Origin of the sequence: Paenibacillus sp. FSL R7-0333 (genome assembly GCF_038000365.1) — a bacterium.
In the GTDB taxonomy this organism is placed as follows: domain Bacteria; phylum Bacillota; class Bacilli; order Paenibacillales; family Paenibacillaceae; genus Paenibacillus_AQ; species Paenibacillus_AQ silagei.
Genome location: NZ_JBBOBZ010000001.1, coordinates 6,212,616 through 6,235,105 on the forward strand (window position 1 = coordinate 6,212,616; position 22,490 = coordinate 6,235,105).

14 protein-coding genes, 16 tRNA genes, 2 rRNA genes and 1 pseudogene are annotated in these 22,490 nt (G+C 50.6%); 4 read left to right on the plus strand and 29 right to left on the minus strand.

What is annotated here, in order from left to right; genetic code table 11:
• Positions 1-33 precede the first annotated feature (33 nt).
• Complete coding sequence (locus tag MKY86_RS26275; RefSeq protein ID WP_340827588.1) at positions 34-603, plus strand: TetR/AcrR family transcriptional regulator; 570 nt, start codon at positions 34-36, stop codon at positions 601-603.
• A gap of 226 nt (positions 604-829) precedes the next feature.
• On the opposite strand, the pseudogene MKY86_RS26280 reads toward MKY86_RS26275, so the two are convergent.
• A pseudogene (locus tag MKY86_RS26280) lies at positions 830-1,063 on the minus strand (thiamine pyrophosphate-binding protein); the annotation flags it as partial.
• Positions 1,064-1,254: 191 nt separating this feature from the next.
• Positions 1,255-1,731 carry a MarR family transcriptional regulator gene (locus tag MKY86_RS26285; protein WP_076085593.1) on the minus strand — a complete coding sequence of 159 codons (477 nt, stop codon included), beginning with the start codon at positions 1,729-1,731 and terminating at the stop codon, positions 1,255-1,257.
• A gap of 235 nt (positions 1,732-1,966) precedes the next feature.
• On the opposite strand from MKY86_RS26285, the gene MKY86_RS26290 reads away from it, so the two are divergent.
• Positions 1,967-2,422 (plus strand): RidA family protein, encoded by a 456-nt coding sequence (locus MKY86_RS26290; RefSeq protein ID WP_340827589.1) that lies wholly within the window; start codon positions 1,967-1,969, stop codon positions 2,420-2,422.
• A gap of 24 nt (positions 2,423-2,446) precedes the next feature.
• On the plus strand, positions 2,447-3,943 hold the full coding sequence (locus MKY86_RS26295; protein ID WP_076085590.1) for a monooxygenase: 1,497 nt from the start codon (positions 2,447-2,449) through the stop codon (positions 3,941-3,943).
• Between the two features lie 197 nt (positions 3,944-4,140).
• Here MKY86_RS26295 and MKY86_RS26300 read toward each other — a convergent pair.
• The 19 genes from MKY86_RS26300 to MKY86_RS26390 all read right to left on the minus strand — a co-directional run bounded on the left by MKY86_RS26300 (position 4,141) and on the right by MKY86_RS26390 (position 11,953).
• Positions 4,141-4,219 (minus strand) — tRNA-Leu (locus tag MKY86_RS26300).
• A 32-nt stretch (positions 4,220-4,251) separates the two neighbouring features.
• Positions 4,252-4,325: transfer RNA gene (locus MKY86_RS26305), tRNA-Cys, on the minus strand.
• An 8-nt stretch (positions 4,326-4,333) separates the two neighbouring features.
• Positions 4,334-4,408: transfer RNA gene (locus MKY86_RS26310), tRNA-Gly, on the minus strand.
• Between the two features lie 6 nt (positions 4,409-4,414).
• Positions 4,415-4,489, minus strand: a tRNA-Gln gene (locus MKY86_RS26315).
• 20 nt (positions 4,490-4,509) lie between these two features.
• Positions 4,510-4,585, minus strand: a tRNA-His gene (locus MKY86_RS26320).
• Positions 4,586-4,633: 48 nt separating this feature from the next.
• Positions 4,634-4,709 (minus strand) — tRNA-His (locus MKY86_RS26325).
• Between the two features lie 27 nt (positions 4,710-4,736).
• A tRNA-Trp gene (locus MKY86_RS26330) sits at positions 4,737-4,810 on the minus strand.
• 6 nt (positions 4,811-4,816) lie between these two features.
• Positions 4,817-4,902: transfer RNA gene (locus tag MKY86_RS26335), tRNA-Tyr, on the minus strand.
• A gap of 6 nt (positions 4,903-4,908) precedes the next feature.
• Positions 4,909-4,984, minus strand: a tRNA-Thr gene (locus tag MKY86_RS26340).
• Positions 4,985-4,999: 15 nt separating this feature from the next.
• Positions 5,000-5,075, minus strand: a tRNA-Phe gene (locus MKY86_RS26345).
• A gap of 21 nt (positions 5,076-5,096) precedes the next feature.
• A tRNA-Asp gene (locus tag MKY86_RS26350) sits at positions 5,097-5,174 on the minus strand.
• A 4-nt stretch (positions 5,175-5,178) separates the two neighbouring features.
• Positions 5,179-5,255, minus strand: a tRNA-Met gene (locus MKY86_RS26355).
• Positions 5,256-5,287: 32 nt separating this feature from the next.
• Positions 5,288-5,363 (minus strand) — tRNA-Val (locus MKY86_RS26360).
• Positions 5,364-5,383: 20 nt separating this feature from the next.
• Positions 5,384-5,458 (minus strand) — tRNA-Glu (locus MKY86_RS26365).
• A 137-nt stretch (positions 5,459-5,595) separates the two neighbouring features.
• Positions 5,596-5,685: transfer RNA gene (locus MKY86_RS26370), tRNA-Ser, on the minus strand.
• 3 nt (positions 5,686-5,688) lie between these two features.
• Positions 5,689-5,764: transfer RNA gene (locus MKY86_RS26375), tRNA-Asn, on the minus strand.
• A gap of 61 nt (positions 5,765-5,825) precedes the next feature.
• Positions 5,826-8,754: ribosomal RNA gene (locus MKY86_RS26380) — 23S ribosomal RNA — on the minus strand.
• A 249-nt stretch (positions 8,755-9,003) separates the two neighbouring features.
• Positions 9,004-10,564: ribosomal RNA gene (locus MKY86_RS26385) — 16S ribosomal RNA — on the minus strand.
• The 16S and 23S rRNA genes sit together here with 16 tRNA genes alongside, the layout of an rRNA operon.
• A 513-nt stretch (positions 10,565-11,077) precedes the next feature.
• Positions 11,078-11,953: a nucleotidyltransferase-like protein gene (locus MKY86_RS26390; RefSeq protein ID WP_076080532.1), complete on the minus strand. Its 876-nt coding sequence runs from the start codon at positions 11,951-11,953 to the stop codon at positions 11,078-11,080.
• Between the two features lie 128 nt (positions 11,954-12,081).
• Between MKY86_RS26390 and MKY86_RS26395 the strand changes: the two genes are divergently transcribed.
• Positions 12,082-12,447, plus strand: coding sequence for a DUF2614 family zinc ribbon-containing protein (locus tag MKY86_RS26395; protein WP_076080530.1), 366 nt, complete (start codon positions 12,082-12,084; stop codon positions 12,445-12,447).
• A 126-nt stretch (positions 12,448-12,573) separates the two neighbouring features.
• Here MKY86_RS26395 and MKY86_RS26400 read toward each other — a convergent pair whose 3' ends face one another.
• The 8 genes from MKY86_RS26400 to araA form a co-directional block, all read right to left on the minus strand.
• The gene (locus tag MKY86_RS26400) at positions 12,574-14,295 is read right to left on the minus strand and encodes a glycosyl hydrolase family 18 protein (RefSeq protein WP_076080528.1); all 1,722 of its coding nucleotides are present in this window, start codon (positions 14,293-14,295) and stop codon (positions 12,574-12,576) included.
• 194 nt (positions 14,296-14,489) lie between these two features.
• On the minus strand, positions 14,490-14,921 hold the full coding sequence (locus tag MKY86_RS26405) for a Fur family transcriptional regulator (protein ID WP_036696300.1): 432 nt from the start codon (positions 14,919-14,921) through the stop codon (positions 14,490-14,492).
• A gap of 125 nt (positions 14,922-15,046) precedes the next feature.
• Entirely contained in the window at positions 15,047-16,975 is a 1,929-nt protein-coding gene (locus MKY86_RS26410) for a DUF4097 family beta strand repeat-containing protein (protein ID WP_340827591.1), read from the minus strand.
• 37 nt (positions 16,976-17,012) lie between these two features.
• Positions 17,013-17,486 carry a GNAT family N-acetyltransferase gene (locus MKY86_RS26415; RefSeq protein WP_076080526.1) on the minus strand — a complete coding sequence of 158 codons (474 nt, stop codon included), beginning with the start codon at positions 17,484-17,486 and terminating at the stop codon, positions 17,013-17,015.
• 84 nt (positions 17,487-17,570) lie between these two features.
• The gene (gene gatB / locus MKY86_RS26420) at positions 17,571-19,016 is read right to left on the minus strand and encodes an Asp-tRNA(Asn)/Glu-tRNA(Gln) amidotransferase subunit GatB (protein WP_076080524.1); all 1,446 of its coding nucleotides are present in this window, start codon (positions 19,014-19,016) and stop codon (positions 17,571-17,573) included.
• A gap of 31 nt (positions 19,017-19,047) precedes the next feature.
• A complete protein-coding gene (gatA, locus tag MKY86_RS26425; RefSeq protein ID WP_076080522.1) occupies positions 19,048-20,505 on the minus strand; it encodes an Asp-tRNA(Asn)/Glu-tRNA(Gln) amidotransferase subunit GatA in 1,458 nt (485 codons plus the stop codon).
• Between the two features lie 25 nt (positions 20,506-20,530).
• Entirely contained in the window at positions 20,531-20,818 is a 288-nt protein-coding gene (gatC, locus tag MKY86_RS26430) for an Asp-tRNA(Asn)/Glu-tRNA(Gln) amidotransferase subunit GatC (RefSeq protein WP_076080520.1), read from the minus strand.
• Between the two features lie 174 nt (positions 20,819-20,992).
• Positions 20,993-22,486 (minus strand): L-arabinose isomerase, encoded by a 1,494-nt coding sequence (gene araA / locus MKY86_RS26435; protein WP_076080518.1) that lies wholly within the window; start codon positions 22,484-22,486, stop codon positions 20,993-20,995.
• Between the last annotated feature and the right edge of the window lie 4 nt (positions 22,487-22,490).

The following is a 22,490-nucleotide window of genomic DNA, read 5'->3' on the forward strand; positions in this document are numbered from 1 at the left end:
AATTATTTTATTAATTAAAATTGGGGGGATAGTATGTCAGACAAAAAAACAGATCACCGGGTCAGATATACAAAAATGGTTATCAAAGAAAGCCTGTTGAAGCTGCTGACAGAGCGGTCTATCAATAAAGTTACTGTGACCGACATTTGCAGTGAAGCAAATATTAACCGCAACACCTTTTATTCACACTATGCTAATCAGTTCGAGCTTCTTTCGACGATCGAAAATGATCTTTACGAAGACATTAAGCAAGTTGGGATGAGTTCGTCCAATCCTCAAAAGCTATCTTATGAATTATGTAAGTATATAAAAGCGAATCAAACGATATGTGAGGTTCTGTTCTCCGAGCACGGCGATAAAGAATTATTAGAAAGAATCCTTTATATCAGTCACGATCTAACGATTGAGCGATGGAAACAGGAATTAAAATATTTTGATCCGCAATTATTTGAGTCCTGGTATACGTTTACCGCTCATGGCAGTATAGCCATTATTAAAAAGTGGGTGAGTAGTGGCCTGAAGGAAAGCCCGAGTAAAGTTGCAGCTTTTATTGATAAAGCCACAGAGGCAGTATCCAAGGCTTTTTATTCCGAGGAAATATAAATCATAAAAAATGAAGCGGTCCCTCTTTTTTGCGGGCCGCTTCTCTGCTCTTTTGCCAACATTCATTTTCATTCCGACTGATCCGGTTGATCTTTTGCTGCTTGTATAAGTGCGGCCTCTTTCGCTGAAAGCTCATTTATCTATTAGGCTGGAAGGGCCATTCATGGCTGTAGACATCGGATATCTTTTCCAGCACTTGCTTATCATATTATGTGAATTTCAATTCACGACTGAGGTTGTCCGCCGCATGGACTGCGCCTTGTTCGTGCCGGGTCAAGATATGCTTGAAATCCGGCTGATGTACCATCGCATCATAAATATAGAGCACATTTCCGCCAGGATAACCGAATACGCACTCTACGCCTTTCTGCAGCAAGCCGCGCAAAAGCACCTCCGAACCGGTGATATATTCCCCTGCTGGCATGGTTGTTTCATTCGTCATTCCTAATTGCTGTTCCATGGGGCAGCCTCCTTTGCAAAATAAAACCCCTTTCCTCCTGAGCAAACTGACAGCCGTCAGCTCGTACAGGGACGGAAGGGGAATGTTTCGCGGTACCACCCAGGTTTACTGCAATCTCGCTTTCTGATAGTAGCATAGACTCGATTTTTCTCAAATCGAATGAATACCTTTATGCTCAGATGAGAGGTACGTTAGCGATAGAAGTCAACCATATCTCCAAACAACTGTTTAATAAATTCAAGCTCGCTTTCGTTATATTTCCCCAAAAATTCGTACATTCTTTGCTTTTCCTTCGCATGAAGCTCATCATGAGCAGCAAATAGCTTTTTGCCGACAGACGTTAGCCGAAAATACACTTCCTTTTTGTTGTCGTTGAGCTGGGCTTTTCGAACCCAACCTGCCTTTAGTAATTTATTTGCGATCTTGGAGGTATTTCCTTTGCTTAAATTTATTCTCTCCGCGATGGAAGTGAGATTGATCGGCTCCTGCTCACCGATGCACGCAATGATGTGCAGTTCCGTCATATTCAAGCTGAATTCCGATTCAATATATTTCCGGATATCCTCCAGGTATGTGGCAGTTATTCGGGTTTCATATTGCTCTTTTTGCTCAAGAAACTGAACGAAAAATTCATGAATGGCGGTTTTGTTCTTATTGGCAGTATCCATGATTATACTGGCTCCTCAACTTGTTTTTATTATTATATCATAGATTGTTCTCTGTGAAACAAATGTTCATACACTTATTAATATTGGGGTTGACAAGACAAATAGCAACAAAGTAAACTGATATTGTTTCATATGAAACAAAAGTAAAATATAATTTTCATCACACTTGTTTTAACAGGCAGTAAAAAAGGTTCCAACGAAACAATAATTGATGAAGGAGGTTTACTGGAAATACTTGACCACTTTTCAAGAGAAGATTTATAAATATGGGAATGGAGCCTACCTGCCTATGGAAATTGTGAATCCGAAGATATTGACGGACAAGGTTACATCTGTAATTTCTCATGTCGTGGTAACTACTGCCTCAAAACTGGCTTTCATCTCAGGTCAGGTTTCTGTAGATGAATCAGGAGCATTGATCGGTTCAGGGGACTATTACGCGCAAGCGATTCAAGTGTTCACCAATCTTAAATATGCATTGGAAGCCGTGCAAGCGGATCCCTTGTGCATTGCAAAAATGAATATTTTTGTCGTTAACCACAGCCCGGATTTGATTTCGATTATTTTTGAAGCCGGATTTCATGTGTTTGGCCCTAACTGGCCGAAGACAGCGAGTACCTATATAGGCGTTCAAGCACTAGCCGATCCTGAATGGCTTATCGAAATAGACGCTATCGTGATCTTCCCATAATGTATAAGAAAAGAGGTTATTGATATGAAATATGAAGTCATCCTGATCGGTGGCGGTCCTGTCGGCATGATGTTGGCTGGAGAATTGGCCTTAGCCGGTGTAAAGGTATGCGTCATTGAGCGACTAAAGGCGACAACCCCATTTTCACGTGCGCTTACCGTACATCCACGCACGCTTGAAATATTAGATATGCGTGGAGTGAAATCACAATTAATCAAGCAAGGCCGCTTACTTTCGAGAGGACATTTCGCCGGATTAGAAACTCCTTTGGATTTCTCGGCATTGGATTCTTCTTCCAATCATACCCTCTTTTTACCGCAGAGTGAGACGGAGAAGGTGCTGGAGGACTGGACTCTTAGTCTTGGCGCGGAGGTCTTGAGAGAGGTTGAGGCTCTGTCTGTGCATCAGGATGAGAATGGGGTCAACGTTAAGATCGCGGGACCGCATGGAGAAACAACGTTAAGATCAGCTTATGTGGTAGGTACGGATGGAGCCAGAAGCTTGGTTCGCAAACACGCAAATATATCCTTTGAAGGTACAGATGCGACCTTCACGGCTATTCTGGGGGATGCCGTTCTATCTGATTTGGCTCCTATGAGTGTCATATCCCGAATTACAGAACAAGGATTGGTCAGCATCATTCCAATACATGATCATATCTATCGAGTCTTGATGATCGATATGGAGAGACGTAACGTCTCCAAGGATGAGAGCGTTACATTGGAAGAGTTTCGTTCATCGCTCATCCGTACGACCGGAAGCGACCTGGGATTGAACGATGTGAAATGGATGTCCCGATTTGGAAATGCTACACGGCAAGCGGGACGCTATCGGAATGGTAGATTGTTCTTGGCGGGAGATTCGGCGCACATTCATTTTCCCGCTGGTGGACAGGGAATGAACGTCGGCTTACAAGAAGCGATGAACCTAGGCTGGAAGCTTGCAGGAGCAATCAAAGGCTGGGCTCCAGACTGGCTATTAGACAGTTATCATGCCGAACGTTTTCCATGGAATACGGCCTTGCTCCGGAATACCGAGGTCCAAACCCTGCTTCTGGACGTGACGCCTCTCATCACGGAGCTGCGAAGCATGCTGGCTAATCTGATTCAAATACCGGAGGCTAATTATCAAATCGCTGCACAAATTTCCGCCCTGGACGTACATTATGCACCCGACGCTGAAGCGCGTTCCCATCCTTTAAACGGGAAACGTTTCAAAGATCTAAGCTTAAAGCTGAAAGACGGGCAATTAATTAACTCCTATCCACTCCTGCACAAAGGTACTTTTCTTCTGTTGCATTTCCATTCTAATGAACAGAATAGCGGTCAATGGGAAACGTATAGCAACCTTCAAGTTGTACATGCCTCTTTAGCTGAGGCTGACGCGGATTGGAACGACGTCCACACGGCGCTTATTCGGCCGGATGGACATATTGCCTGGGCGATTTCTCTATCCGATCCAAATCCAATTCAAACCATAAAAGAAGGAATCATTCGCTGGTGTGGAGACATTACCGTGTAGTAATTCGGGATAAACTAAAATCACGCAGTGTTGTCTTGCTAGGATCGAAGCCAAGGAACTCCCGGTGGCGCTCGTTATCCATGACCGGCCGGCGGAGTTGGCGACTGGAGGAACTTTTGCGGTAGGGGAAATGATCCAGAAAAATAAGAACAGCCCATTAGATTTTTCATCTAATGGGCTGTTCTTACTAAAAATAATACCGGCGAGAGGACTCGAACCTCCACGGTTTCCCACTCGATTTTGAGTCGAGCGCGTCTGCCATTCCGCCACGCCGGCGTATACATATATAATTTCCAGAAAAAAAATAATGGAGGTGCCACCCAGATTTGAACTGGGGATAAAGCTTTTGCAGAGCTTTGCCTTACCACTTGGCTATGGCACCACATGAAATGGAGCGGACGACGGGAATCGAACCCGCGACCCTCGCCTTGGCAAGGCGATGCTCTACCGCTGAGCCACGTCCGCATATAATGGCTGGGGATATAGGAATCGAACCTATGAATGACGGAGTCAAAGTCCGTTGCCTTACCGCTTGGCTAATCCCCAATATATTTTTTAAAAGAAAATGGGGCGACCGATGGGTCTCGAACCCACGAATGCCGGAACCACAATCCGGTGCGTTAACCCCTTCGCCACGGTCGCCATGTGAAGCTTTTAAGTTGTATTGCTATGTAATTCTTATAAAAGAAATGGGGCGACCGATGGGTCTCGAACCCACGAATGCCGGAACCACAATCCGGTGCGTTAACCCCTTCGCCACGGTCGCCATATGATTCTTTTATATGAAATTACTTGGCAGGGGCAGCAGGAATTGAACCCACACCAACGGTTTTGGAGACCGTTGTTCTACCTTTAAACTATGCCCCTAAAAAATGGTGGAGGCTGATGGATTCGAACCACCGAACACGTACGTGAGCAGATTTACAGTCTGATGCGTTTGGCCACTTCGCTAAGCCTCCACGGTATGGTGCCGGCGAGAGGACTTGAACCCCCAACCTACTGATTACAAGTCAGTTGCTCTACCAATTGAGCTACACCGGCATATTAAGTTGTGTATGGTGGCGCGGGAGGGAATCGAACCCCCGACACAAGGATTTTCAGTCCTTTGCTCTACCGACTGAGCTACCGAGCCATAAAAGTATTTTTGTAAAGATGGCGGAACCGACGGGATTCGAACCCGCGATCTCCTGCGTGACAGGCAGGCATGTTAGGCCAACTACACCACGGTTCCAAATTGGTTGCGGGGGCAGGATTTGAACCTGCGGCCTTCGGGTTATGAGCCCGACGAGCTACCGGGCTGCTCCACCCCGCGTCATTGAACAAAATCTATTCGATTAAGATAGATGGTGGAGGCTGAGGGGTTCGAACCCCCGACCCTCTGCTTGTAAGGCAGATGCTCTCCCAGCTGAGCTAAGCCTCCATGTATCAGTTCAAAAAAAATGGTGACTCGTATGGGATTCGAACCCATGTTACCTCCGTGAAAGGGAGGTGTCTTAACCCCTTGACCAACGAGCCATGCTGTGTAAAAAGTATTGCTACGGAGAGAGAGGGATACTCTTCACTTCGTTACGAGATTGCGAAGCAGTGCTAACGAAGCCTATGCTCCAACGAACCACTTAGGGTTCTCATCCCTATTCAAAGAAGTATTGCTACGGAGAGAGAGGGATTCGAACCCTCGAGACGCTTGTGGCGCCTACACGATTTCCAATCGTGCTCCTTCGGCCAAACTCGGACACCTCTCCATATGGCTCCCCGAACAGGACTCGAACCTGTGACAACTCGATTAACAGTCGAGTGCTCTACCAACTGAGCTATCAGGGAATATACATATCAGACTTGATCGCCTGAAAACTGAATCCGAAACGAATCTGCGAATTATTTTTTGGATAAGCCCTCGACCGATTAGTATTGGTCAGCTCCATGCATTGCTGCACTTCCACCTCCAACCTATCTACCTCGTCGTCTTCAAGGGGTCTTACATACTGGGAAATCTCATCTTGAGGGGGGCTTCACGCTTAGATGCTTTCAGCGCTTATCCCGTCCGTACGTAGCTACTCAGCCATGCTCCTGGCGGAACAACTGATGCACCAGCGGTACGTCCATCCCGGTCCTCTCGTACTAAGGACAGCTCCTCTCAAATTTCCTGCGCCCACGACAGATAGGGACCGAACTGTCTCACGACGTTCTGAACCCAGCTCGCGTACCGCTTTAATGGGCGAACAGCCCAACCCTTGGGACCTACTTCAGCCCCAGGATGCGATGAGCCGACATCGAGGTGCCAAACCTCCCCGTCGATGTGGACTCTTGGGGGAGATAAGCCTGTTATCCCCAGGGTAGCTTTTATCCGTTGAGCGATGGCCCTTCCATGCGGTACCACCGGATCACTAAGTCCGACTTTCGTCCCTGCTCGACTTGTAGGTCTCGCAGTCAAGCTCCCTTATGCCTTTGCACTCTGCGAATGATTTCCAACCATTCTGAGGGAACCTTTGAACGCCTCCGTTACTCTTTAGGAGGCGACCGCCCCAGTCAAACTGCCCGCCTGACACGGTCCCCGTACCCGCTAAGGGCACTAGGTTAGAACCTAGATACGATCAGGGTGGTATCCCAACGGCGCCTCCGCAGAAGCTTGCGCTCCTGCCTCCACGGCTCCCACCTATCCTGTACAGATCGTACCCAAATTCAATATCAAGCTGCAGTAAAGCTCCATGGGGTCTTTCCGTCTTGTCGCGGGTAACCTGCATCTTCACAGGTATTAAAATTTCACCGGATCTCTCGTTGAGACAGCGCCCAAGTCGTTACGCCATTCGTGCGGGTCAGAATTTACCTGACAAGGAATTTCGCTACCTTAGGACCGTTATAGTTACGGCCGCCGTTTACTGGGGCTTCGGTTCACAGCTTCGGATTGCTCCTAACCGCTCCCCTTAACCTTCCAGCACCGGGCAGGCGTCAGCCCGTATACTTCGCCTTACGGCTTCGCACAGACCTGTGTTTTTGCTAAACAGTCGCTTGGGCCTTTTCACTGCGGCCCCCTCGGGCTATTCACCCTACCGAGGCACCCCTTCTCCCGAAGTTACGGGGTCATTTTGCCGAGTTCCTTAACGAGAGTTCTTCCGCGCGCCTTAGAATTCTCTTCTCGCCTACCTGTGTCGGTTTGCGGTACGGGCACCTTCTCCTGGCTAGAGGCTTTTCTTGGCAGTGTGAGATCATGACCTTCGCTACTGTAATTTTCGCTCCCCATCACAGCCCAGCCTTAACGATGTGCGGATTTGCCTGCACACCAGCCTCACTGCTTAGACGGACATATCCATCAGTCCGCGTCACTACCCTCCTGCGTCACCCCATCGCTCATAGCGGATTACGGTGGTACAGTAATTTCAAACTGTTGTCCTTCGACTACGCCTGTCGGCCTCGCCTTAGGTCCCGACTTACCCTGAGCGGACGAGCCTTCCTCAGGAAACCTTGGGCTTTCGGCGGATCAGATTCTCACTGATCTTTTCGTTACTCATACCGGCATTCTCACTTGTATGCTGTCCAGCGCTCCTTACGGTACACCTTCAACCTACATACAACGCTCCCCTACCCCAGATGCAAAGCATCTAGCCATAGCTTCGGTGGTGTGTTTAGCCCCGTTACATTTTCGGCGCAGAGTCACTCGACCAGTGAGCTATTACGCACTCTTTCAATGGTGGCTGCTTCTAAGCCAACATCCTGGTTGTCTGTGCAACTCCACATCCTTTCCCACTTAACACACACTTGGGGACCTTAGCTGATGGTCTGGGCTGTTTCCCTTTTGACAATGGATCTTAGCACTCACTGTCTGACTCCCGGCAAGAAGTAAATGGCATTCGGAGTTTGACTGAGCTTGGTAACCCTTGCGGGCCCCGCACCCAATCAGTGCTCTACCTCCACCACTCCATTCACCGAGGCTAGCCCTAAAGCTATTTCGGGGAGAACCAGCTATCTCCGAGTTCGATTGGAATTTCTCCGCTACCCCCACCTCATCCCCGCATTTTTCAACATGCGTGGGTTCGGGCCTCCAGTGCGTGTTACCGCACCTTCACCCTGGACAGGGGTAGATCACACGGTTTCGGGTCTACGTCCACATACTTAGTCGCCCTATTCAGACTCGCTTTCGCTGCGGCTCCGGCTTCTCACCTTAACCTTGCATGTTAAACGTAACTCGCCGGTTCATTCTACAAAAGGCACGCCATCACCCATAAAGAGGGCTCTGACTTTTTGTAAGCACACGGTTTCAGGTTCTATTTCACTCCCCTTCCGGGGTGCTTTTCACCTTTCCCTCACGGTACTGTTTCACTATCGGTCGCCAGGTAGTATTTAGCCTTAGCAGATGGTCCTGCTGGATTCATACGGGGTTTCACGTGCCCCGCACTACTCGGGATCCGTCTCGGAGAGAACACAGTTTAGGCTACAGGGCTTTTACCTCTATCGCGGGCCTTTCCAGACCTCTTCACCTACCATATTCCTTTGTAACTCCATGTGAGACGTCCCACAACCCCAAGAGGCAAGCCCCTTGGTTTAGGCTGTTCCGCGTTCGCTCGCCGCTACTGACGGAATCACTATTGTTTTCTCTTCCTCAGGGTACTTAGATGTTTCAGTTCCCCTGGTCTGCCTCTGCGTATCCTATGTATTCAGATACGAGTAACTGCGAATTACCACAGCTGGGTTTCCCCATTCGGACACCCCCGGATCAAAGCTTGCTTACAGCTCCCCGAGGCAGTTTCGTTGTTCGCCACGTCCTTCGTCGGCTCCTGGCGCCTAGGCATCCTCCGTGTGCTCTTAGTAGCTTAACCAATGCGTTTTCCGTTAGGAAAACCGCTTAGCATCGCCATTAATTCAAAACTTGTTTACACAAGTTCAGCTTAAAGGAATGTTCTAAAACGCAAATTCGTTTCGGTATCCAGTTTTCAAGGATCAAATTAAAGATGAGAGCTTAAACTCTCAAAACTGACCAACGAGTGAGTATTCGAACCCAAGGGTTCTATTGTGGAAGCTTAGCTTCCGTTTTGAATGTCTTCGTTGCAGAAGACGATTCTCCATAGAAAGGAGGTGATCCAGCCGCACCTTCCGATACGGCTACCTTGTTACGACTTCACCCCAATCATCTACCCCACCTTCGGCGGCTGGCTCCCTTGCGGGTTACCCCACCGACTTCGGGTGTTGTAAACTCTCGTGGTGTGACGGGCGGTGTGTACAAGACCCGGGAACGTATTCACCGCGGCATGCTGATCCGCGATTACTAGCAATTCCGACTTCATGCAGGCGAGTTGCAGCCTGCAATCCGAACTGAGACCGGCTTTGCTGGGATTGGCTCCACCTCGCGGCTTCGCTTCCCGTTGTACCGGCCATTGTAGTACGTGTGTAGCCCAGGTCATAAGGGGCATGATGATTTGACGTCATCCCCACCTTCCTCCGGTTTGTCACCGGCAGTCACTCTAGAGTGCCCAGCTCAACCTGCTGGCAACTAAAGTCAAGGGTTGCGCTCGTTGCGGGACTTAACCCAACATCTCACGACACGAGCTGACGACAACCATGCACCACCTGTCTCAACTTTCCCCGAAGGGCACCTGATGCATCTCTGCTTCGTTAGTTGGATGTCAAGACCTGGTAAGGTTCTTCGCGTTGCTTCGAATTAAACCACATACTCCACTGCTTGTGCGGGTCCCCGTCAATTCCTTTGAGTTTCAGTCTTGCGACCGTACTCCCCAGGCGGAGTGCTTACTGTGTTAACTTCGGCACCAAGGGTATCGAAACCCCTAACACCTAGCACTCATCGTTTACGGCGTGGACTACCAGGGTATCTAATCCTGTTTGCTCCCCACGCTTTCGCGCCTCAGCGTCAGTTACAGCCCAGAAAGTCGCCTTCGCCACTGGTGTTCCTCCACATATCTACGCATTTCACCGCTACACGTGGAATTCCACTTTCCTCTTCTGTACTCAAGTCACCCAGTTTCCAGTGCGACCTCAGGTTGAGCCCAAGGTTTAAACACCAGACTTAAATAACCGCCTGCGCGCGCTTTACGCCCAATAATTCCGGACAACGCTTGCCCCCTACGTATTACCGCGGCTGCTGGCACGTAGTTAGCCGGGGCTTTCTTCTCAGGTACCGTCACTCCGGTAGCAGTTACTCTACCGGACGTTCTTCCCTGGCAACAGAGCTTTACGATCCGAAAACCTTCATCACTCACGCGGCATTGCTCCGTCAGGCTTGCGCCCATTGCGGAAGATTCCCTACTGCTGCCTCCCGTAGGAGTCTGGGCCGTGTCTCAGTCCCAGTGTGGCCGTTCACCCTCTCAGGTCGGCTACGCATCGTCGCCTTGGTGAGCCGTTACCCCACCAACTAGCTAATGCGCCGCAGGCCCATCCCCAAGCAGCAGATTGCTCCGCCTTTCATTCTCTCCTCAGGAGAAAAAAGAAATTATCCGGTATTAGCTACCGTTTCCGGTAGTTATCCCAGGCTTGAGGGCAGGTTGCCTACGTGTTACTCACCCGTCCGCCGCTAAGTTTGAAAGGAAGCAAGCTTCCTCTCAAACTCCGCTCGACTTGCATGTATTAGGCATGCCGCCAGCGTTCGTCCTGAGCCAGGATCAAACTCTCCAAATTGGTATTTAGAAAGAGCGATTGCTCATTTTGAAACATCTGACGAGAATTTACATTCTCATTTTTGGATCTCGCCGAAGCGATCTCCGATACTCACTCGTTGTTCAGTTTTCAAAGATCAAGTTCATCTTCCGTCGCCGTTTTTTATTTCAGCAGCGACCTTTATAATATATCACAGCACCCTCGTTTTAGTCAACCTTTTTTTTAATTTCTTTTTTCGGCTGATTTACGACTGCATTGCTGCGCATCGTTATGTCAGAGGGACGAGTTATAATTTATCATAAGAACTGCACCCTAGTCAACCCTAAATATTCAATTCCCTTTCAGCTCTTCTGCAAACTTGGACAAATAAAATAACCCCACAAAGTGAGGCTTTAGCGTAGGTGATGACTCAGGTACTTTGCGGGGGCCCCAAACATATAAATTCTATAAAAAAAGAGAGTACATTCACCCTCTCCATTCTCCCGCTAATGCTATCTATATAGAGATGTTACCGCCAGTAGACGATTTGTTAATTTAAAGGGTATAACGAATGGCATGACCATCCCCGGCATCAACTGCCCACGAGGCGATCTCCCGAATTAATGAACGGGATACCAGCTTGCGAAGCACAAGCGGCAACTCTGCCTGGAGCGGGCTGAGCCCCGAATGCTGCAGAAGCTCCTTAATGCTCCACGCCTCCTTACGGCTGCCCAGGATATGAAGCAGCATGATACAGCAATCCTCCATTTTTGACATAAGGGCAAATTCACAGGCAAGCAGGATCAGTTCGATTCTCTGGTCCAGTGTCTCTGTGCTGATAGTCAATTCTTCATATAGCTTATGGACCGGGGAGTTCAGGCTTTTCACCTGTCCCCATACTGCCGGTTCCGGGAAATACCCCGCTTCACTCACTTCAATGCGCGCCCAATGATACAAGGCAATGAGTACGCAATTATAGGCATCCATGGTACAGCCTGCTTCAATATAACGCTTGGACTTAATATACATATGTAAAAAACGGGAGAATTCCATGAACAGCACCCGTTCTTTGAGCGGGCCCTCAAACTGGGTGAGCTGCTTACGCATCTCCGCCAAGATCCCCTTCGGGTCCCAGAGTACCTCTCCGGATATCAGGCTGCTAACAAGCTCGTTGTTATCTCCGGCCATGACAGCACGTTCCAGTGCAGATAGACCTACATGCACCGATTGAGTCCGCTTATCACCGGCAATGCTATGGGTTATGATGCGTTCCGTCTCCTGTTCCTCATGCAGCAGAAGGACCACCATATCAAAATCGTGCAGCAGCGCACTTTGAAACGTGGCATCTCCTCTTTGCCGCCAAGCAACGGCTCCAAGAACATTCTCCTCAAATGTCTCCCCACTTAATAGGGTCAAATTGGACAGTTCCATGCTTCCCTCCATCAAATTTGGCGATTTTGCGTCCGTCAGTTATAATCTCTATACATAAGCTTATTCTACATATTCATGCCAGTTCCTCCTGAACAACCGAACTATATTTCAGTTAGGAGATCGTACTCATGAAATTTAAATCGGCCAAAATTAATGCTTTTCGCACCTGGGGACTGCTTCTGACCATGCTTGGCATGGGTCTCATGATCATGGGAACCGCAGGTATTGTATTCTGGGGCTCTGCCGGCAAAGTCGTTGCTGCTGTCGGTCTTGTCATTGGACTCGTCTCCATGATGGCCAGTCTGGCTATTTATTTTTGGGCGGGCATGCTCTCAACCAGTGCGGTTCAGGTGGAATGTCCGGAGTGCCATAAGCTGACCAAAATGCTGGGCAAAACCGACCGCTGCATGTTCTGCCACACCATCCTCACCATGGACCCTGCACAAGCTACCATTACTGCCGAAGAGCTTGAAACCCAGCAACTGAAACACTAATCCTCTCCATGCAGTGCTTACTGACATTATGCATTTATTTAGAGACAAGGTAATGTAAGAATAGTATTGTCTGCCAAAAAAGGTGTTGTCCACTGTAGGACAACACCTTTTTTTAATGAAATCATCTTATTTAATAATCCCCTTCAATGCTTCCCATGCCTCCGGACTGGCGAAGCTACGGTTCCAGGCTGCCACACCGCCCAGCTTCAAGGACTGGGCCAGCTCTACCCTGGCTGTGAGCGAGGTGGTGTCCTCGATCCAGATTTTGCGGAGAACATCATCTTCCTTATACTCCACGTAGTTCTGTCCGGCTTCCTTATCGAATACCGGTGTCAGCTTCTTCTCAGCGATGATCTCCTTGACCGCATTCATACTGACGGCCTTGGAGCTTACTTTGGTCTTCCCCTTCTCGGTGGCTTCCGTCCAGATCCGCGTATAGAGTGGCACTCCCAGAATTAACTTCTCTGCCGGCACCTTATCCTCCTCGATAATCCGGTTCATAGAGGTCTTAACCCACGGTAAAGAGGCTACTGATCCTGCAACCGGACTGGCTGCCCAGTGCTCGTCGTAGGCCATTACAATCAGGAAGTCGGACACGGCGGCAAGCGCCGGACGGTCAAGAAACAGGGACCACATCTCGCTCTTGGACTTCGGCGTAACATCAATAGAGACAATCAGATTCCGGCTCTGGGCCATCGGCTTCAGTTCCCGCATGAACTGCGTTACGTTCGGTCCATCCTTGGTGTACACATTCTCGAAGTCGATATTAATCCCGTCTAAATTGTACAGGTCTGCATACTTAAGCATCTGCACAATGGCATTCATCCGATTGTCATATGTGGATAAAGCTTCAGTAGTCAAATCGGGTTCAAAGCTGTTGCTAAGCAGCCCCCATACCTCCATCCCTTGATTATGCGCCCAATCCACATAAGAGCGGTCCGCCTGGCTGCGCACATTCCCCTTCACATCAATAATGCTGAACCAGGTGGGGCTAACCACATTAATTCCAGGCAAGGCTGCGAATTTGGCGGGATTCGGCTTGCGTTCATACACGGCTTCCCAGAACATGTTAACCGGCTTATCCTTCCAGCTGCGCTGCGCACGTGTAGGTGTTTCGGGCTTTTTCTCTACAGTTCGGGTACCGTCTTCGGTAATATCATCCGCCTGGACGTAACCCGAATAACCATTATCAAGCTGAGCGAATACCCAGTCCTTCGTGTCCGTGTTCCAGATCCGTACGACATCCCCGGGGTTCATATCAGCAAAAATCGGTGCATGCACCGAGGGTTCACTGCGCAGGGCTTTCGTTTTCCCGCCTTCTTTGCCCTTCACCTTGCCAAGCGGCACCGATTCACCTGCAGTCATTAGCAGCACTGCACCGGTATTCGTATCCTCTTCGATCTCGAAGCCGTACAGATTCTCCAGTGTATCTACCGGAAGATAGGTCACTTTATCTTTAACCTCGGGAGCAAGGCGAAGCTGCAGAGGTTCATTGTTGAGCGCTGCGGCCGTGGATTCCTCCTGCATATATAGTAGACTGCTGTCCGTTGAGAGAATAACTGATTTGCTTTCTTTTTCATAACGGATAGAAGAATCTACATATTCCTGCAAAAAAGGCAGCGGTAAAAGCAGCCCGTCCCCCGTACCCGATGCTGAATAGCCGGTAAGCTGTCCCTTCACAAAAATCGGCTTGTCCAGCCCCTTCCAGTCCGGGTCCACATGCTGGCGGTTCGGCAGTACATAATAAACAACCCAAAAGGCTGCGGCGGCTATGATGACAAGTCCCAATAAGCGGCGAGTAAGACTTCCACGCTTCGTGACGCGTCTTTGTCTCTGTCTTCTGTCCAAAATAGGTCCTCCAAACCATTCGTTGATTTTTAAAAGCAGGCATCACTTCTGTTAAGTATACGCCATGCAGCCGAGCTTGGTTGCGCGAATCTCTTGGAAGGTTTGTATTTTTGTAACAGTATCTTTCTCTCTCCTTACAAAAAAGCGTGCAGAATCCGCATTCGGACTCTACACGCTTATAGGTGTTATTCCATTCAGTGCTGCTTCTCGCCGCAGCCTTTGCACACACCGTACAGCTCCATACGCAATCCATGAATCTTGAAGCCCGTGGCCTGTTCGGCCTGCAGCTCTACCTCATGAAGAGTAGAATAGCTGAAATCCTCAATCTTGCCGCATTCCTGGCAGATAACATGATAATGATCAGATACATTGGCGTCGAAACGGCTGGAATTATCACCGTAGGTCAGCTCACGGACCATACCTGCTTCCATGAACATCTTAAGATTGTTATACACAGTTGCCACACTCATGCTCGGAAACTGAGGCTCAAGTGCCCGGTAAATATCGTCTGCTGTAGGATGATTCATCGCTTCCATCAGATACGTTAGAATCGCATGACGCTGAGGCGTAATACGGACACCAGTTGTCTTGAGTTGCTCCAATGCATGCTGTACGCCACTCCCCATCCATGCCACCGCCTTTGATTATACAACTTAATAATAATTCTAATGTAATTGTATGACTCTGATTTCAACGTTGTCAATGAAGTCATTACATTATATTCATTATTATATAATAAAAATTCCTTATTTCAATATTTGCTCACATTTAAATTGCTGTTTCCGTCTACACGCAGCTTGAATTCACCGGTTCCAATCTGGCCGGAAAGCACTTTTTTGTCAATCACGAGCCCTGGCAGGTCTGTTACGATATCTCCATATCCGCTGGAGCCCTCCACCGTATAATTACCTGTTAGCGGCAGGAACAGTTCAATATCCCCCACTGCACTGTAAACATCCCAGTCTCCCCCGAAATCCCCGGAGCGGATGCTGATCCGGCCGTTCAGGGATTCGGCATGCAGCTTGGATCTTGCTCCGGATACCTCCACATTGCCATTCTTCGTGGACAGATCCAGCACATCCCCGCTGTCATATGCCGTGATGTTGCCGACCGCCGTTGACAGCTTCAGGGCGCCTCTAACGTCCCAAGCCCCCATATCGCCTCCGCTTGTCCCCAGCTCCACATTGCCCAGGACATCTCTGGCGCGCACCGCGCCGTTTAAGGTTTTACCTTTTACATTGCCGTAAATGCGGTGCAGAATCAACTCCCCGTTCCCGGTCTCCAGCGAGATGTCGGCAATGGCTTCCACATTCTGCAAGGTAATTCCGCCATTCATCGTACGGACGTTCAGGTCGAACCGCCGGTCTTCCGGCAGGGAGATATCCAGGTTGATCCGCGGCTGGCGTTTGCCGGATTCTCCGTACGCCTTACTCTGGGGAGTAATCTTGATTGTCGTACCTTCCGTCACCTCCACAAAGGACTGGTCCGCTATGGCTTCCGCCTGCACCCCGTCCAGCTGGTCCACCCAGACGTTTGCCGTGATCTCAATATCCTCTACAGCAGCCCGGTGAATGAGAATGTCCCCATTAATAGCGTCAATATTGACCTTGGAGGTGTTCAGTTCGACCGGAACCATCAGCGGAGCCTTCTGATAAGAGCTTCCTTCCGCTTCCCCGTAATCGACTGCCGCCACGGTCAGGTTAAGACTCACCTTGTTCCACAGATGCAGATAGTGCTCCTGCTCGGTTACGATAAACACACAGGCAGCCAGTATTACCGCAGAGAACAATCCCCGCAGATCCATCCGCGCTCTTCCGGCAGTACCGCTCTGCTTCAGACGGCGGAAAAGAACATAGATCAGCAGATACTCTACTCCCCATAATACCGGAATGATAGGCCACCATTTGAGCAGCAGCATCATATAATCTGTTCCATCGCGCCAGTCCAGGAGAAGCAGGATTCCGACAGCAGCCAGTGTTACTGAGGCCGTATATCTGCCGATCCGCCGCTTCTTCCGCTCCTTGTCCTGACGCGCTATGGAGTCTCTGGCCATCTCTCTGATTCCCATAAGCAGGCCAAGACCTATCAGCACCACGGAGGCGGCAGCACCGGCAGAGGTCTCAATGAATACGCGAAGCCAAGGCGGCTTTTGCTGGAAAAGAAAGAGCATCGCCCCGCCGATAAGCAGCAGGAGGCCAAAGGAAATCCCCGGCTCGCTGATCCTTACCCGGCGTCTTGAGGTTGTTGTACTGGACTGGATGGTCTCGAGCTCTTCAAGATCATGCTCATCAGGAAACCGCAGAATCAGGTCTGCATTCTGAAGCGCGTCAAACACATTATAAAAGTATAACACCGGAATCAGCAGCCCCAGTAAAATCAGCAGCGGTACATTGATTTGCATCCCGATAGATGAGAAATACAGCAGTGCCACAATATCCAGCACAATAAGGAAAATGACAGAAACCCCTTTGCGGAGCAGCCCGAGATAGAGATGTCCCGTGCCGGGAAGCACTGCAGCAAGCAGGCCGGCTATAAATTTCCGTTTGCGCGGACGGCGTTTGGGACGGGGAGGGATGTAGGGATGGTTCAATTCTACGTCAGCTTCAGACAGCGGCAAGCCTGCCTCATTCTCTTCTTCCCGCACGGGAAGCTCCTCATGATTCTGATGGCTGGAACTCATTCTCGGTACTCCTCCTTTCTAAATTGGGATGTACTTGTCATTTCAGCCTGCCTGTCCGGTGGAATTCCAGCAGCTCTACTCCCGGAACCACCTCTTCGGACCCGGCAGGAATGAACCCGTGCTTGGTATAGAGCGTCACTGCCGGAAGGTTCAGCTTCCCCGTTGATACGATAAACTGCTCCATCTCCGTATAACGGGAAAAGATAAATTCTAACAGTCTTCCGGCCACGCCTTGGCGGAAATGGTCCGGGCTGACCATCATCCGGGTAACGGTTAGCTTGCCGGGAGACTCCTCTATGACTGCAACAGCGCCGAGCAGCTCCTCCGTCTCATCGAAGCAGCCGTAGAACTCCTCTGTAACCCGGCTGAGCATGTCCCTCGTCTCCAGCAGCGGCGGTATGTCACGAAACCCGATGATCTCCGCCTCCAGGCGGTATGCCTTATGCTGAAGGCTCCATAGCTCATCCAGAGTGATCTCATCCTGCAGATTCAGCTTCACTATTGTATCCATCCGTACATTCCCCTTATATACTGCACAGGGGCCTGCCGTTGCCGACAAGCCCTGTGCCCAAGATTCTATAATCTATTACCCAATCTAGCTGTTCAGCACTTCTGCAAGCAGTGTGTTCACAAGACCCGGGTTAGCTTTCCCTTTGCTTGCCTTCATGACCTGTCCTACAAGGAAGCCGATCGCTTGTTTCTTGCCGGCCTTGTAGTCTTCGACAGATTGCGGATTAGCAGCGACCACTTCCTCAACGATCCGCTTGATCGCCCCTTCATCACTGATCTGAACGAGGCCCTGCTCTTCCACAATTACCGCCGGCAGCTTTCCGCTCTCCAGCATTTCTTTAAATACCGTTTTGGCGATTTTGCTGCTGATGGTTCCGCCTGCGATCAGGCCGATCATCTCGCCCAGTCCCTGCGGTGTAATCTTCACCTGGGATAACTCCAGATTATTGCTGTTCAAATACCCCAGCAGATCGCCCATCATCCAGTTGGCGACAGCCTTGGCATCCTGTGTGTAAGCCAGACTGCCTTCAAAGAAGTCTGCAAGCGGCTTGGAGGAGGTGAGTACTCCGGCATCATAGGCAGTCAGACCAAACTCCGCACTGTACCGGGCCTGCCGGGCATCCGGCAGCTCAGGGATCGTGGAGCGGATCGCTTCCTTCCATTCCTCGCCAATATGCAGCACAATCAGATCCGGGTCCGGGAAATAACGGTAATCATGGGCTTCCTCCTTGCCGCGCATGGACAAGGTCTTGCCTCCCGCTTCATCCCAGCGGCGAGTCTCCTGTACAACGATTCCCCCGTCATCCAGAATCTCCCCCTGACGGAACTGCTCATACTCCAGCCCGCGCAGAACCCCGCGGAAGGAGTTCATATTCTTCAGCTCCGCACGGATACCGAATTCTTCCTGACCTGCCGGCCGCAGGCTGATGTTGGCATCACAACGCATGGAGCCTTCCTCCATCTTCACATCGGACACATCGCAGTACTGCATAATGGCGCGAATCTTCTCCAGGTAAGCACGTGCTTCCTCCGGTGAACGCAGATCAGGCTCGGAGACAATCTCAATAAGGGGAGTGCCTACCCGGTTGAAGTCAACCAGTGAAGCAAATCCTCCATCCACGTGAGTCAGCTTGCCCGCATCTTCCTCCAGATGAAGACGGGTGATCCCGATCCGTTTGGTCTCTCCATTCACTTCAATATCAATCCAGCCGTTCAGGCCGATAGGCTGATCAAATTGCGAAATCTGGTAGGCCTTCGGGGAATCGGGGTAAAAATAGTTTTTGCGGTCAAACTTGCTGACATCGCCGATCGTACAGTTCAGAGCCATTGCCGCTTTCATGGCATACTCCACCGCTTGGCGGTTCAGCACCGGCAGTACACCGGGGTGACCAAGACAGACCGGACAGGTGTGCGTATTAGGCGGCGCGCCGAATTCAGTCGAGCAGCCGCAGAAGATTTTGGACTTGGTATGAAGCTCCACATGAACTTCCAGCCCGATGACCGTTTCATATTTAGACATAGATAATCTCATCCCTTAAAAGTTTATGGTCAACTACTTCAAGCTACAGTTGCGGGCGGGCCTTGTGATGCTCTGTATGTTGTTCAAAGGCATGCGCAACGCGCAGTACCGTACTCTCGTCAAACTCCTTGCCGATAATCTGCAAGCCGACAGGCAGACCTTCCGCGAACCCGCAAGGGATGCTGATGGCAGGAATACCGGCCAGACTGACAGGAATGGTAAGGATATCATTCAGATACATGGTCAGCGGATCTTCGGTCTGCGAGCCCAGCTTGAAGGCTGTGGTTGGCGCAGTCGGGCCGATCACGACATCATATTTCTTGAACACTTCATCAAAATCCTGCTTAATCAAGGTGCGCACCTTCTGCGCCTTCAAATAATAAGCATCGTAATATCCGGAGCTTAGCGCATAGGTGCCGAGCATGATCCGGCGTTTGACTTCAGGGCCGAAGCCCTGGCTGCGGGAGTTATGGTACAGATCCAGCAATCCACCCCCATCATCCACACGCACTCCGTAACGGACACCGTCAAAACGGGCCAGGTTGGAGGAAGCCTCGGAAGAGGAAAGGAGATAATAAGCGGCTACGGCATATTCTGTATGCGGAAGCGAAACCTCTTCCCACACGGCGCCGAGGCCCTCCAGCACTTTAAGCGCTGACAGCACGGATTCACGGACCGAAGCATCTACGCCTTCGCCGATGTATTCCTTAGGCACAGCTATACGCAGACCGGAAATATCACCGGTGAGCGAACTCAGATAATCAGGTATGCTGACCTTGGCCGAGGTGGAATCCTGGGCATCGTAACCGGCAATCGCCTGCAGTACATATGCAGAATCCTCAACGCTGCGGGTAATCGGACCAATCTGATCCAGGGAGGAGGCAAAAGCTACAAGACCATAACGGGAGACCAGGCCATAGGTAGGCTTAAGGCCGACCACTCCGCAGTAGGAAGCCGGCTGGCGGATCGAACCGCCGGTGTCGGAACCAAGTGTAAAGAATACCTCTCCGGCCGCAACCGCTGCTGCCGAACCGCCGCTCGAACCGCCTGGAACACGCTCCAGATCCCATGGATTGCGCACAGCGCCGAAGCTGGAATTCTCATTGGACCCGCCCATGGCGAACTCGTCCATGTTCAGCTTACCTATAGTTACGGCATCGGCCTGGCGCAGCTTGGAGACTACGGTCGCATCATAAATCGGCTGGAAGTTATTAAGGAACTGGCTGGCACAGGTGGTGCGCAGACCTTGGGTCACAATATTATCCTTGATTCCGGCGGGCAATCCGAATAACAGACCACGCGCAGCTCCGGTTGCCAGCTTGTCATCAAGCGCACGTGCCTGATCGCGGGCCCCCTCTTCATTCAGTGTCAAAAAAGCATGAACTCTGCTGTCACGTTCCGCAATGACGGACAGCGATTCTTCAGTCAGTTCACGGACCGAGACCTCTTTACTGTGCAGCATGTTATGTACTTCAGGTAGTCGATATTGAAACAGGCTCAACTTGCTTCCTCCTCTCAGGGTATGGTTATTCCAGAACAGCGGGAACCTTGAAGTGTCCCTCTTCATGTTCCGGTGCGTTAAGCAGCGCTTCCTCTTGGGTCAGGCTCTCCTTTACCACATCGTCACGCATCACATTGCTGACCTGCAGCACATGGGTGGTCGGCTCTACATTCTCAGTATCCAGCTCATTCAATTTCTCGGCATATTGTAAAATAGCATTCATTTGTTCGGTGAAGGTAGCCTCTTCTTCCGGGCTTAATTGCAGCCTAGCCAGCTTGGCCACATGCTGCACATCTTTGACGGTGATGCTCATAATGGATATCCCTCCTGTTTAAAGGGCTAAAGCGCCCGGATAACGTTTTTAATTATAGGGTAGACGGCCTTACAATTCAATGCGCTTGTCGATTGAGGGAGATATATGCAGCAAAAGACCCGCACCTGCTGATGGAGGCAGGAAGCGGGTCTTGACGGATGAAGCTTACTCCGTCTAATGATTCAACCGGTAATACAGGTCATTCCAGCGCAGCTCATTTTCGAGTGAGGTAAAGGTACTGGAGGCGTCGATGACGAGACACTCGATTCCTGCCATGCGCGCCCAATCCCGGAGCTGTTCACTTGTTGTATGGAAGGAAAAGGCGAAGTGATGTGCACCCCCGGCCAGAATCCAGGCTTCCGATGCACGGGTCAGGGACGGCTCCGGCTGCCAGAGGAGACGCGCTACCGGCAGATGAGGCATTCTATGTTCATTCTGTACGGCATTCACTTCATTGACGATCAGGCGGAACCGGTTGCCCATATCCACCAGTGTGGCATTGATTCCTTTGCCGCTGGCTCCGTTAAATATTAGACGCGCAGGAGCTTCCTTGCCGCCGACAAACAAGGGATGCACTTCAATCCTTGGTCTGTCCGCAGCCAGGGACGGGCAGATCTCCAGCATATGGGAACCCAGTACCATTTCATTGCCCTTTTGCAGATGATACGTATAATCCTCCATGAAAGAGGTCCCTTGATTACCGGCCATAATCTTCATCATCCGTACCAGCGCGGCCGTCTTCCAGTCGCCTTCACCGCCGAAGCCGTAGCCTGCCGCCATCAGCCGCTGAGCCGCCAGCCCCGGCAATTGCTTCAGTCCATGCAGGTCCTGGAAGCTGGTCACGAACGCTGTATACCCGCCCTCCTCCAAAAATTCGCTCAGCGCAATCTCCATCCGCGCCTGTTCACGAATGGCTTCCCGTTCAGCGCCATCGGCGCGACCCTGATCCGTAAAGTCATATAATTCGGCGTATTCATCCATCAGCGTACGCAGCTTGGCATCACTTACACTCCGAACCCGTTCAGCCAAATCGCCGGCCGGATAACCGTTGACCGTCCACCCCAGCTTAATTTGCGCCTCCACCTTATCGCCTTCCGTCACCGCGACATCACGCATATTGTCACCGAACCTGGCGATTCTCATCGTCTGGCTCCCGGTATAGCCCGCCGCCGTCTTCATCCACCCTCCGATTCTTGCACGTACCTCTTCATCCTTCCAGTGGCCTGCAATAATCTTTCTGGGCATGCGCAGGCGGGCGCCGATGAACCCGAACTCACGGTCGCCGTGCGCCGCCTGGTTCAAGTTCATAAATTCCATATCAATACTGTCCCAGGGAATCTCGATATTGTATTGGGTATGCAGATGGAGCAGCGGCTTGCGCAGCTGGGCCAGCCCCGAGATCCACATTTTGGCCGGCGAGAAGGTGTGCATCCAGGTAATCACCCCTGCGCAGGTCCCGCTGGAATTGGCTTCAAGGCAAACCCGCAGAATCGCTTCCGGAGCTGTGACGGTTTCGCGGAACTCAATCGGATACGGAAGGCCGCCTTCGCGGTTTAGCTCCTCCACCATTTTCCTGGAATTCTCTTCTACTTGCGCAAGTACATCCTCTCCGTACAAACCTTGGCTCCCTGTTACAAACCAGAATACATATGGCTTAGCTTGCAGCATATCT

Coding starts and splice junctions, on each gene's coding strand:
- MKY86_RS26405 (WP_036696300.1), bottom strand. CDS start 14,921: ATGGGGAGTGGCGTACAGCATGCATTGGAGCAACTCAAGACAACTGGT.
- MKY86_RS26295 (WP_076085590.1), top strand. CDS start 2,447: ATGAAATATGAAGTCATCCTGATCGGTGGCGGTCCTGTCGGCATGATG.
- MKY86_RS26275 (WP_340827588.1), top strand. CDS start 34: ATGTCAGACAAAAAAACAGATCACCGGGTCAGATATACAAAAATGGTT.
- MKY86_RS26415 (WP_076080526.1), bottom strand. CDS start 17,486: ATGGATACAATAGTGAAGCTGAATCTGCAGGATGAGATCACTCTGGAT.
- gatB (WP_076080524.1), bottom strand. CDS start 19,016: ATGAGATTATCTATGTCTAAATATGAAACGGTCATCGGGCTGGAAGTT.
- gatC (WP_076080520.1), bottom strand. CDS start 20,818: ATGAGCATCACCGTCAAAGATGTGCAGCATGTGGCCAAGCTGGCTAGG.
- MKY86_RS26285 (WP_076085593.1), bottom strand. CDS start 1,731: ATGGATACTGCCAATAAGAACAAAACCGCCATTCATGAATTTTTCGTT.
- MKY86_RS26390 (WP_076080532.1), bottom strand. CDS start 11,953: ATGGAACTGTCCAATTTGACCCTATTAAGTGGGGAGACATTTGAGGAG.
- araA (WP_076080518.1), bottom strand. CDS start 22,486: ATGCTGCAAGCTAAGCCATATGTATTCTGGTTTGTAACAGGGAGCCAA.
- MKY86_RS26410 (WP_340827591.1), bottom strand. CDS start 16,975: ATGAGTTCCAGCCATCAGAATCATGAGGAGCTTCCCGTGCGGGAAGAA.
- MKY86_RS26395 (WP_076080530.1), top strand. CDS start 12,082: ATGAAATTTAAATCGGCCAAAATTAATGCTTTTCGCACCTGGGGACTG.